At 58.2% G+C, this 12,605-nt stretch carries 7 protein-coding genes; 6 read left to right on the forward strand and 1 reads right to left on the reverse strand.

Annotation, left to right across the window (positions count from 1 at the left end; translation table 11 throughout):
- The first annotated feature begins 16 nt into the window (after positions 1-16).
- The 6 genes from VEZ38_RS05825 (at position 17) to VEZ38_RS05850 (ending at position 12,135) form a co-directional block, all read left to right on the forward strand.
- Positions 17-1,858, forward strand: a complete 1,842-nt coding sequence (locus tag VEZ38_RS05825) for a hypothetical protein (RefSeq protein WP_324892400.1) — start codon at positions 17-19, stop codon at positions 1,856-1,858.
- A gap of 110 nt (positions 1,859-1,968) precedes the next feature.
- Positions 1,969-4,644: a glycoside hydrolase family 78 protein gene (locus VEZ38_RS05830; RefSeq protein WP_324892401.1), complete on the forward strand. Its 2,676-nt coding sequence runs from the start codon at positions 1,969-1,971 to the stop codon at positions 4,642-4,644.
- Positions 4,645-4,661: 17 nt separating this feature from the next.
- The gene (locus VEZ38_RS05835; RefSeq protein ID WP_324892402.1) at positions 4,662-6,266 is read left to right on the forward strand and encodes a response regulator transcription factor; all 1,605 of its coding nucleotides are present in this window, start codon (positions 4,662-4,664) and stop codon (positions 6,264-6,266) included.
- A gap of 23 nt (positions 6,267-6,289) precedes the next feature.
- Positions 6,290-8,080, forward strand: a complete 1,791-nt coding sequence (locus VEZ38_RS05840) for a cache domain-containing sensor histidine kinase (RefSeq protein ID WP_324892403.1) — start codon at positions 6,290-6,292, stop codon at positions 8,078-8,080.
- A gap of 40 nt (positions 8,081-8,120) precedes the next feature.
- A complete protein-coding gene (locus VEZ38_RS05845; protein ID WP_324892404.1) occupies positions 8,121-9,482 on the forward strand; it encodes an ABC transporter substrate-binding protein in 1,362 nt (453 codons plus the stop codon).
- A 163-nt stretch (positions 9,483-9,645) separates the two neighbouring features.
- On the forward strand, positions 9,646-12,135 hold the full coding sequence (locus tag VEZ38_RS05850; protein WP_324892405.1) for an alpha-mannosidase: 2,490 nt from the start codon (positions 9,646-9,648) through the stop codon (positions 12,133-12,135).
- A gap of 13 nt (positions 12,136-12,148) precedes the next feature.
- Here the strand turns inward: VEZ38_RS05850 and VEZ38_RS05855 are convergent.
- Positions 12,149-12,605: helix-turn-helix domain-containing protein (locus VEZ38_RS05855; protein WP_324892406.1), on the reverse strand; the 457-nt coding region annotated here is incomplete at its 5' end.

Here is a 12,605-nt window from a genome sequence, read left to right on the forward strand (position 1 = left end):
AGGGAGATGTTCAAAAATGCAGACCAAATTCAGCGCCATCATCGCCGGAACCTATCGGTATCGCCGCCAAGCCTTGATCTTATCCATCTTCATCGGAATCGCGCTTGTCGCGGTATTGGTCCTAGGTCTTGTCCAAGCGAATGCCGAAGACGTTACGACCGAATATGCCTATCAAATCAAGCGGGTGTCCGACGCGGAACAGACCCTCCGCGTTGAATTGAACATTACCGGCATTGCCGATGACTCGGACATCGTGTTGATTACCCGGGATGTCGCAGGCTTCGACCTAACGTGCGCGGACGCCGGCGGAAAACAACTTCCCTTTACGGTCGGCGACGGTTATGTCGAAATCGAACGCGGCCAGGAGCGGGCCGTCCATTGTTCGTATAGCGTCGAATTGGGTAAAATCGCCAAGCACGGCCATCAGGGCATTCTGAACGAATATGTGCTTGCCTTCAGCGGCGAGCAGGCGTTCATGCTGCCGCTGCAGGCATATGCCGCCGAGGAGAGAGAAGTCCGCCGCTCGATCGGGAAAATCTCCGTCGGCTTCGACGTCAAGGAAGGTTGGACGACGATCGTTCCTTTCGCCGAAGGCGAAGGCGCCGAGACGAAGACGGTGGTGGAGCGTCCGACGACGAACCAGCTGCTTCATCTGCGCAAGTCCGCCTTCGCTTTCGGAAACTTTGAAAGCATTCGGACGCCCAAGGGAGAGGGTTCGTTCGATATTTACTATTTGGCCGATTCAGACAAATACTCGAAACTAAAGCCTGGCGACGAGACGATCGAAGGCTTGAACCGGATGTACGATTTCTACAGGCAGTTATTCGGCTTCGACCTCCCCCGGACGTCGCTCGTGCTGCTGCCGCGGGGCGACCGGGAAGGCGCGTACACCTTCGCCGGCGCGGACTCGCTCATTACGGCGACGACCTTCATCGATACCGTCAAGCGCGACTGGGAACTTATGGGGCACCGACTGTTCCATTCCTTCTTCGACTATAAGGTGACGAGCTCTACCTACCGGAGGCCTCCGAATCAATGGCTTTACGAGGGGCTTGCCACCTATTACGAGAATGCCTCGATGAGCGCGTTGCCGGGAAGTCTGAAGCGGTCGCTTGGCGTCGACGTGGCGGAAAGCTTCAATGCGCTCTATCGCCAGTACGTTTATATGACGCTTAAAGACGCATCGCTGCTGAACTTCCCCCCGATGGAGGAAGAAATCATTCAGCATTCCCACGCCCTGACCGAGTTTTTGCATTACACCAAAGCGCCATTGATTGTCCGAGCGATCGAAGACCGCAGCCTCGAGCGGACCGGCGAGCGGAATCGGATGCTGCGCGCCATCCTGCGATACCCCTCGGGCGAAGGCCTCGCCTTGGACGCTGTCGTTCACCACGCGCTGGGTGACGAGACGAACGACTTCGCCAACGACTATTTGTTCGGCCGCCAGCTGCTTCCGCTATGGCATCACGTCGATGGTTCCTCGGAGAGCGAATACGAGGTCAGTTTGGAACTAAATATCATCGAGCATGTGCTTGGTTCCTGGTTCAGGCGGGAAAAGCAGAATTTTCCGGTCGAAGAAGTCGAAACAGAACATGTAACCGAAGTCGCGGCGATAGCGGAGAAGGAAGGCATCCATTTCGCTTCGGCCGAACTCGAGCAGCACGTTAGAGAGATGTCCCCGACGATCTATAAACTGCTTCTGCAATATGCGCTGCGGGCGCATGTGGCCGGCATCGATCCGGAGGATCCCGAGCTGAGATTTAAGCTGCTCGGCGACGAAGAGGCCGTCGCGAAATGGGAAGCGTTCCTGCGCGACAGCGGCGCGGAGCCGCAACAAAAATTCGGACACGTTCATTGATTGAAATTAAAGGAATGAGATACGTCTTCACCGAATGTAACCGGATACAAGGAATGATCCTGCAATCCGCCTGACGGTTTAGAAGATGTCGCGAACCGGAGGAGAGAACCATGACATTGCACGTCTCTCAGTTGTTAACCGAGTACGCCGTCAATCCGCTTGGATTGGATGAGAGGCGTCCAAGGCTGTTTTGGAAAATGGAATCGAAAGCGCGCGACGCCGCGCAAACGGCCTACCACGTGCTCGTGGCCTCTTCGCCCGAAGCGCTGAACGACAACGCAGCCGACCTGTGGAACAGCGGCAAGGTGGATTCCGACCGGAGCGCGCATGTCATCTATGCGGGCGCGCCGCTCGCGTCCGAACAGATGTACTATTGGAAGGTTCGCGTCTGGGATCGGAAGGGTCGTGCGTCGGATTGGAGCGATACCGCGTTCTGGTCAATGGGACTCTTGTCGCGAGCGGAATGGAAGGCGACGTGGATCGGCCGCAAACCGGAACCGGGGCTCGCCGCGCAGCCCTCGCCCTATTTCCGCAAGCGCTTCGTTATCGTGAAACCGGTGAGGCGGGCAATCGTCTACGCAACCGCGCTTGGCGTATATGAGCTTCGTGTGAACGGCCAGCGCGTCGGCGATCTATTCGCGCCGGGATGGACCGATTATAACGTCCGTGTGCAGGTTCGGGCGTACGACGTGACGGACGCCGTTCGGTTAGGGGACAACGTATTCGGCGCGATCGTCGGCGACGGCTGGTACGCGGGCACGGTCGGGTTCCTGGGCAAAGCCGTATACGGCGAGTGTCCGTTCCTGCTTTTCCAAGCTAGAGTGGAATACATGGACGGAACGTCGGAGCGAATCGTGTCCGACGACAGCTGGCGCACGACGCGCGGGCCGATTGTGTATTCGGATTTCATCAAGGGCGAGATGTACGATGCGCGTTTGGAGGTCGGGGCGTGGGATCTCCCCGGTTACGACGATACGGCTTGGGAGACCCCTCTTGCCCGCCGAGGGTATAACGGCTTGCTTGTCGCGTCCCAGGAGCCGCCGATTCGCGTCACGCAAACGGTAAAGCCCGTTTCCGTTCGCCGAACGGCGACAGGCTCTTACATTTTCGATATGGGGCAAAACATGGTCGGGCGGACGGCGCTCAAGGTACGGGGGGCGATGGGAGAGCGGGTGACGATCAGCCATGCCGAGATGCTGCAGCCGGACGGCAGTTTATATCTCGAAAATTTACGGGCGGCCGTTCAACAGGATCATTATGTGCTCAAGGGCGAAGCCGAGGAGACGTATGAGCCGCACTTCACGTTCCACGGCTTTCGCTACGTGGAGGTAAGCGGGTTGACGATGGAACCGACGCTCGATTCGCTCGTCGGGAAAGTCATTCATTCCGATACGCCGCCGACGGGCGCGCTGGAGACGTCGGACGTTCTGGTCAATCGATTATACGCCAATATTACGTGGGGGCAACGGGGCAACTTCTTGTCCGTGCCGACGGATTGCCCGCAGCGCGACGAGCGGCTCGGCTGGACGGGCGACGCGCAAATCTTCGCCAGGACGGCTTCGTACAATATGGACGTATCCCGTTTTTTTACCAAGTACATGCAGGATATCGCCGACTGCCAGCAGCCATCCGGCGCGTTCACGGACGTCGCGCCGGACGCCGGGTGGATTCGCCATAAGCTGCGGGATCTGGACACGGGGTGGTTCGCCCCGGACAATGCCGGCTGGGGCGATGCAGGGGTCATCATCCCGTGGACGCTCTATCTGATGTACGGCGACACCCGCATCCTGGAGCGCCACTATGAGGCCATGACCCGCTGGGTCGCTTATTTACAGGACAATAGCGAAGGCTTGCTGCGGCCGGACTACGCCAATTACGGCGACTGGCTCTCGATCGACGCGGACACGCCGAAGGAGGTGCTCGCGACAGCGTATTTCGCGTATAACGCGCAGCTGCTGTCGCGTATTGCCGGCGTGCTCGGCCGCACCGAGGATCGGATGCGTTATGAGTCGCTGTACGCCGGCATCGCGGAAGCGTTCCGCGCCGCTTACGTCGCGCCGGACGGCCGCATCCGCGGCGAAACGCAAACCGTATACGTGCTTGCGCTGCAGTTCGGCTTGCTAACGGAGGCGCAGCGCTTGTCGGCGGCGGAGCATCTGGTCGCCGACATCCGGCGCCGCGGCGACCGGTTATCGACCGGGTTTCTCGGCGTCGGCTATTTGCTGCCTGCCCTATGCGACTGCGGCAAGGCGGATGTCGCTTACGCGTTATTGACCCAAGATGCGTTCCCGTCATGGATGTATTCCATTAAGCACGGAGCGACGACGATTTGGGAGCGGTGGGACGGTTGGACCGAGCACAAGGGCTTTCAATCGCCGGGAATGAATTCATTCAACCATTATTCGCTCGGCTCGGTCGGGGAATGGATGTTCCGCTATATGGCGGGCATTGAGGCGGACCCGGAGCATCCCGGATTCAAGCATGTTGTCATCCGACCGCGACCCGGCGGCCTCTTGACTTGGGTAAAGGCGTCCCATGACACGCTGTACGGACGAATTCAAGCGGAGTGGGAGCGTCCCCCGGGGGGGCCGTTCAGGCTTCGGGTCGTAATCCCGCCGAATGCGGCGGCGACGGTGTTCGTGCCGGGGGGGGCGGCGTCGATTAACGGGGTGAAGGTGAGCGAAGGCGCCGACATCGAAGGCTGTCTCCCGTTCGGGAACATCGCGGGCGAGCCGCGTTTCCGCATCGGTTCCGGCACATACGAGTTTATTGGACTGAACGAATGACGACGGGGGAATCGCCGATGTATTCCTTACTGATTGTGGACGATGAGAAATGGGTGCGCAAAGGGCTGCGGAACACGATCGACTGGGTAGCGGAAGGGATCGAGGTCATCGGCGAGGCAGCGGACGGCGAGGAAGCGCTGAAGCGCATCGAGGAGCGGGCGCCGGATCTCATTATTACCGATATCAAAATGCCTCGCATGGACGGACTCGCGCTGCTTGAAGCGGTGAAAGTGCGCAAGCTGCCCGCCAAGATCGTCATTATAAGCGGATACAGCGATTTCGGGTACGCTCAACAGGCGCTGCGCTGCGGCGCTTTCGACTATGTGCTGAAACCGATCGAGGAGACGAAATTGCTGGACGTGATCCGGAAATGTATCGACGAATTGAAGCAAGAGCAAGACACGTACGATTTCATGCAGCAGTTGGCGGGATACCGCAGAGAAAGTCTGCCGCTCGCCAAACAGCGGCTTCTGGAGTCGATGCTGCTTAACGAGCCGATGCCTGCAAGGCAGCGGCAGACGATGTGGGACACGTTGGGGATCGGCCTCGACCCGGAGCGGCTGAGCGTGATTAGCGTACATGTATACGAGTGGGGGGACAATGCGACCGATGCCAGCAGCCGTTCCCTGCTCCGCTATGCGCTCGGCAACATCGCCGAAGAAATCGTGGGAGCCGCGGGCAAGACGATCGGGTGTCCGCTGGATCATCACGAAGAAGCCGACGTCGTGCTTTTGCAATCCCCCGCGGAACATGCCGAAGCGGAGCTGGCTGGCGTCTTATCCGCTTTCATGGAAGCTGCCGGCCGGTATTTGCAAGCGAAGCTCACGATCGGCGTCAGCAAGGAGCGGGATCGAAACCTGCTCCACGTCTCCTTCCAGGAGGCTGTATCCGCGTGTGCGTACGCCTTCTACAAGGGAGCGGGCAGCGTCTATGACGCCGAGTCGCTGCCGCGGTTGGATGCGCAAGCGCAATCCGTGGAATATGCCGGCCCCGCCGGCTGGGACAGCCGGCTTGCGCACGCCGTGAAGCTCGGACATGAGTCGATGCTGCGCGAGTTGGCGGAGGAACTCGCGCGCCATGCAGAGCTTGCCGTCGCTAGACACTCGCCCCTTATGATGAAGCGGGGGCTCGCTTCGCTGCTGCGGGAAGCGGAGAAGCGTCTGGCTTCCGCGCCAGGCATCGACCCGTCCATTGAGCTGCGCATTCATCTTCCGGCTTGCCGTCTGACCGAGTTGGAAGGAGCGCTGTTGGCGGCGCTCGGCGGATTGCAGCGGATGTATCGCGAGTTGGGCAGCCGCAAGCATGTCATCGAGCTCGCGATCGCTTATATCGGAGAGCGGTTTGCGGACAGTCGGATCTCCATGAACGGCGTGGCCGAGCGGTTTTACTTGAATCCGTCCTATTTTAGCAAATTGTTTCACGAAGAGACGGGGGAAACCTTCAGCAAATACGTGGCGCGGCTGCGCATGGAGCGGGCGAAACAACTGCTGAAAGAGACCACCTTGAAGGTCTATGAGATCGCGGAGAAAGTAGGCTACAATGACTTTCGCCATTTCACCAAAATGTTTAAAGAGTGCGAGGGCTTAACGCCAGGGCAATACCGGGAATTCGGCGTGCGTTAAGTCGTCCGGAAGGGGGAGCGTCATTGAAGCCGGGCAACGATTTGAGGTGGCGATCCGTCAGCTATAAGGTGTTCTTCCTGTTTTTCGTCAGCACCTCGATTTCCATTATGGCCGTCGGGTACTTGTCGTACCACAAAGCGAACAGCATCATTCGGGACAAGGTTTCTCAAATCGCCTTGCAGACGGTTCAACAAACGAACAAGCGATTAGAGCTTATGTTAGACGAATACGCAAGCCGCTCTCAGCTGGTCTTCGGCGAAAAGAAAATCCAGATGGGAATTCTGGGCGATTTTCAGGACAGCTACGAGCGGTCGTCGAACATGAAGCAAATCTGGACCTTCTTGTCCAATATGGTGAACGTCAAGAACGATACGCTCAATATTTACATTTTCGGAGAAGGGCAGGCGTCCTATTGGTATCGGAATACGGTCAATCCGTTCGCGGAGCTTCCTCCGGCAAGCATGGAGGAGCGATCCCAGGAGTGGTATCAGGATATTCGGGCGGCGGACGGGAAAATCGTGTGGTACGGCGTAGGACCGTCCTTGGTTCTTCGACCGGTTCCGGATGAGACGGATCGAGAGGATGTGTTTACGCTCGGTCGCGCCATCAAAAATTTAGACGGGAATGGAGAGATTATTGGCGTCCTGGTCATGGAATTCGATCCTCAGAGCATTCGCCAGCTTCTGTCCGAAGTCGATTTCCACGCGCAAGGCCGCACGATGATCGTCGATCGGGACAATCGGGTCATTGCCGATTCCGACGGCAGCCTCACCATGCAGCCGTCCGGATTGGATCTCCCCGACGCAGCCAGCGGCATCCTTACCCATGAGCTGGACGGAACCCAGATGATGGCGGTGTTCGACGAGACGCCCGGGAGCATGTGGAAGCTTGTCGGGATGGCGTCTCTTGAAGAGTTGGAAGGGGATGCAGGCGCAATCGGGTTGTACACCTTCTCCTTGGTCGTAGGCTTTATGCTGGTTTCTTTTCTGCTAGCCTTTCTTGTTGCGCGACAGATGAATCGCCCCGTCAGTATCCTGCTTCGGTCGATGCGCAAGGCGAGCGAAGGCGACTTCGACGTGCAGATTGCCGCCAAGCGTCAAGACGAATTCGGCGTGTTGTTTACGTCCTTTAACGTCATGGTGGCGCGAATTAAACAATTGATCGACGAGTTGTACGTACAGAAGCTGTTTCGGACGGAAATGCAGCTGAAGATGATGGGCTCGCAAATTAACGCCCACTTTTTGTACAATACGCTCGATTCCATTCATTGGATATCTCGTGTCTACAAAGTGGACGAAATCAGCAAGATGATTTTTGGACTATCCCGGTATCTGCGCCTGAGCTTAAGCGAAGGAAAGGAATTCGTAACCGTGAAAGAGTGCGTGGACTTGCTAGACAGCTACTTGTCCATTCAGCAAATCCGTTATGAAGATAAATTCACCGTGCATATGGACGTTGACCCTGCCATCCTGCATTTCCGAGTCTTAAAGTTCATCTTCCAGCCGCTTGTAGAGAATGCGATTTATCATGGGCTGGAGAGCAAGAGGGAGCGGGGACGACTGGATATTTCCTGGAGCAGGCAAGAGGAGCTGCTGCTTTTCGAGGTGACCGACGACGGGATCGGCATTGCGCCCGAGAAGATGACAGAGCTGGAAGAGGCCTTGAAGAATGAGGAAGTGCTTGGCGATCACCATTTCGCTTTAAAGAACATTAACAGCCAAATTAAACTCGCTTACGGCAAGGAATACGGCCTGCGGATCGAGAGCGAGCCCGGCGCGGGAACCAAGGTAACGATGAAAATTCCTCTGCGTTAACAGAGCGAACGTCTTCCAGCGAGAAAGGTAGGTGGAGCATATGAAATTCGGAATACGTCGAAGGGTGTCGGCCATCCTCGTCATGCTGGCTGCGCATTTGACAATGGCGGGGTGCACTGGGTCGTGGAACCCAGCCGTCGGATCGGGCGACGGGAATTCGCAGCCTCGCGGCGCGGCGCCCTTGCCTGAGGACACCGTGACGATCGACTTCTGGTTCCCGTGGGACGGCGATTACCGGAGGGACTTTAAGAAGAACGTGGTGGACGTCTTCGAACGGACGCATCCCGGCATTAAAGTGAAGCTGACGTTCGTTGAAAATACAGGCCAGACGCAAGCGTCCGACAAGCTGCTGACCGCCATCGCGGGCGGCGAGGCGCCCGATGTCGCGCTATTCGACCGGTTCCTCATCGGCTCTTGGGCAGCTCGCGGCTACCTCGAGGATCTTTCTTCATACGTGGAGGAAGCGGGCATTGCGCCGACCGACTATTATCCTTCGGTCTGGAAGGAAGCGCTGTACCGCGGGAACGTCTACGGACTGCCTTGGCGAGCCGACGTCCGAGCGATGTATTACAATAAGACGCTCATGAAAAATGCGGGGCTGAATCCGAATCTCCCCCCTAAGACGATAGAAGAGCTGGATCTTATGGCGGAGGCGATGTTTCTGAAGGGGGACGATGGGCGCTATCTTCAGGTCGGCTTCGTACCTTGGATGAATCAAGGTTTTTTTTACACGAATGCGTGGAACTGGGGAGGCGTTCTGCAAGATAGCGAAGGCAATTTGACTCCGAACGATCCTCAGAACGTGAAGGCGCTCGAGTGGATGGCCGGTTACGCCAAGAAATACGGCATCGAAGACCTGACCAAATTTTCGGAGGAGATGGGCAAGGTCGGGGTGAACTCGTTTTGGACCGGCAAGGTCGGCTTTAACTTTGACGGGAATTGGATCCTGGACGATCTGGCTCATGTAGACCCCGATTTCGAATGGGGAATCGCGCCGATGCCGGCGGCGGAAGGCTACGAGCATGTCACTTGGGTTGGCGGATGGTCTTATGTCATGCCCAAAGGAGCTCCGCACCCGGAGGAAGCGTGGGAGTTTATCAAGTTCGTCGCTTACAAGGAAGGGACGCTGCTGTGGGCTCAAAGAGAAAACGCGGGGAACGACATTACGGTCATGCCGGAGGTCAATGCGGCGCTGCAGCTGTCGGAACACCCAGGCTTGAGGCTGTTCTTGGATATGATGCCGGAAGCCTATACGAGACCGGTTACCCCCGTAGGTTCGCTGCTCTGGAACGAATCGCAGCGGGTACAGGAGCTCGCGATCCACGGAAGGGGGGAGCCGCAGCAGCTGTTGGACGAGTTGAAGGCGAACGTCGATGCGGAGCTGATGAAAGTCAAGCCGTGAGCGGGCAAAGACCATACTTCGACGAACCGCGCGATCGCATGCGAGAAGCGCTGTCGATGTCCTTACGCCAGCCTGTCCGTCGCGTGGAACGAGCTGGACGCGCCGTCAAGCCGGCAAAATGAAGCGAATTAGCGTTACTTATACGAGAGGAGCAATTATACCCATGACAGAAACGAAAAAGGTACATCTTATCGGGAACGCCCACCTCGACCCGGTCTGGCTATGGCAATGGCAAGAAGGCTTCGCGGAAATCAAAGCGACGTTCCGCTCCGCGCTCGACCGTATGAACGAGTTCCCGGATTTCGTATTCACCTGCGCGTGTGCGGCGTACTACCGTTGGGTGGAAGAAAATGCGCCGGAGCTGTTCGAGGAAATTCGCCTCCGCGTAGCCGAAGGGCGCTGGGTCATCGTAGGCGGCTGGTGGATTCAGCCGGATTGCAACCTGCCGTCAGGGGAGTCGTTCGCGCGCCACAGCTTATACGGGCAACGGTATTTTCTCGATCGTTTCGGCGTCGCGGCGAAGGTCGGATACAACGTCGATTCCTTCGGCCACCACGGCATGCTGCCGCAAATTTTGAAGAAGAGCGGCATGGATTATTACGTCTTCATGCGTCCCGAACCGCACGAGAAGCGGCTGCCGAGCAATCTGTTCCGGTGGGAATCCGAAGACGGAAGCCAGGTCATCGCATTCCGCTTGACCGATAATTATTCCATGTGGGGCGGGCTGACGCTCGAAGCGAAAATCGCAAAGCACGGCGCAATGGCGGATCACGAAGGGAATGACTATATGTCGTTCTACGGCGTAGGGAATCACGGGGGAGGCCCGACTGTCGCGAACCTTCGGGCGATCGGCGAGTTGCAATCGCGTCCCGGCGGGGATCGAATCATACTCAGTTCTCCGAATCGGTACTTCGAGGACATCGAAGCGGCGGCGTATGAAATCCCCGTCGTGAAAGATGATCTGCAGATGCACGCGGTCGGCTGCTACTCGACTCATTCCGAGTCGAAGGAAAACAATCGCCGGGCCGAGCATCGACTGCTTGCCGCAGAGAAATGGTCCGCAATCGCGAATCGGCTGGCGGGGCTGCCGTACCCGAAGGCGCAGCTCACGCTTGCTTGGGAAAATGTCATGTTCAACCACTTTCACGATATCATGGGAGGCTGCAGCATTCGGGAGGCGTTCGTCGACGCGCGCGAATCGTACGGTGAGGCGCTTCATCTCGCCGCCAAATCGCTGAACGCTGCCTTGCAACGACTCTCCTGGTCGATCGACACGATGAAGCCGGGAGTGGCGTCCCTTAGCAAAGAGAAGGATTGGCAGCTGTGGGAACAGGAGGATCTCGGCACGCCTTATGTCGTATTCAATCCGTTGTCGTGGGAAATCGAAACGCCGATTCATGCCAACCGCCGGGTTCGAAGGGTAGAGGATCACCTTGGCAAACCGGTTCCGATGCAAACTGTGCGCGCTTCGCGTACGAACGGGGAGGATAAGTGGGATACGTTGTTTCTGGCACGCGTCCCGGCGATGGGGTATCGCGTGTACTGGCTGTATTTAACGAAAGAATCCGAAGCGGCGGAATCGGCGGATGCACCTGAGACGCTAAAGGCGGAGGATCATGTGCTCGAAAACGAGTACGTCCGCATTGAGTTCGATCCTGCGACCGGCACGATCGCGCGAATGCTGGACAAACGGGCGAACGTCGACGCGCTGGAAGGACGCGGCGCCGTTCCGCTGGTGATCGATGAGACGCATAGCGACACCTGGGGACATGGCCTGCGGAGCTATAGGGACGTCGTCGGCTGCTTCGGCGGCGCGGAGATAAAGGTGCTCGAACGAGGCCCGGTGCGCGCGGTCATCCGGGTGACGTCCCGGTACGGCGACTCGACGTTGCGCCAAGATTTCGCGCTTCACCGCCACTCCCCCGACTTGACGGTCAAGGCGACGGTGGATTGGAGGGAGAAGCATAAAATGTTGAAGCTGGCGTTCCCGGTTCAGGTCGACGAACCAACAAGCTACTCCGAAATTCCGTACGGATATATCCGCCGGGAGACGACCGGCGTCGAAGTTCCTGGGCAACAATGGGCGACCGTCGAAGGTACGCTGCCGAGAACGGAGCGCCGTCGCGGGCTCGCGCTAATGAACAATGCGAAATACGGGTATGACATCCTGGGTCACGAGATTCGCCTTACCGTCGTTCGCAGCCCGATCTTCGCAGATCACTACGGCGTTCGCGACGATCAAGTGGAGTTCATGGATCAAGGCGTTCAGGAATTTTCCTACCGGCTATCGCCGTATGAAGGCGGTTGGCAAGATGCCGACATCGTAAGGAAAGCCTATGAGTTGAACGCGCCGGCGACAGGGATCTGGGAGACGTATCATGCGGGCAGCTTGCCGCAATGTTGGGAAGGAATCCGAATTTCCTCATCGCACGTAGCGGCCGTTGCCTTGAAGGAAGCGGAAGAGGGCGACGGCTGGATCTTGCGGTGTTACGAGACGGCGGGCCTGGCGGCGGAAGCCGAGATCGAGTTGCCGATGCTCGGCCGCCGATGGTCCGCCGCGTTCGGCCGTTGCGAAATCAAAACGTTCCATCTGCCGTCGGACGCAGCGATGCCGGTACGGGAAGTCGATCTAGTCGAGCGCGGGCTGACGTAATCGCGATTAGGACTCACCGGGCGTCGCGCCGCGATTTGCGATACTCGCTCGGGCTCGCGCCGACGAGGCTGCGGAACACCTCTCCGAAGTGCGCCGCGTCCCGGTAGCCGGAGCTCTTCGCGATATACGCGATCTTATGATCCGTCTCCGTCAGCAGACGGCAAGCGTGCTCCACCCGCTTGCGCCGGAGATACGCCGAGAAGCCTTCGCCGGTCGTCTCTTGGAACCGCCGGATGAGATGGCGCGCGCTGATGCCGAACCGGGCGGACAGCCGCTCGACGGTCAAGGGCTCCGCGAAATGCCGTTCGACATAATCCAGTACCGAAGACAAACTCGATTTCCGAGGGGCGTCGGCTCCGGCTTGCGCGAGCGGCTCCCCTTGCCGGATCCGGTCGATCCTCGCGATCGCTTCCAAGACATTGCCGATCAGGAATAACTCGAAGCCGTCCGGCTTCTCCGTAAATTCCCGG

It is taken from the genome of Paenibacillus sp., assembly GCF_035645235.1.
GTDB lineage: Bacteria > Bacillota > Bacilli > Paenibacillales > YIM-B00363 > Paenibacillus_AE.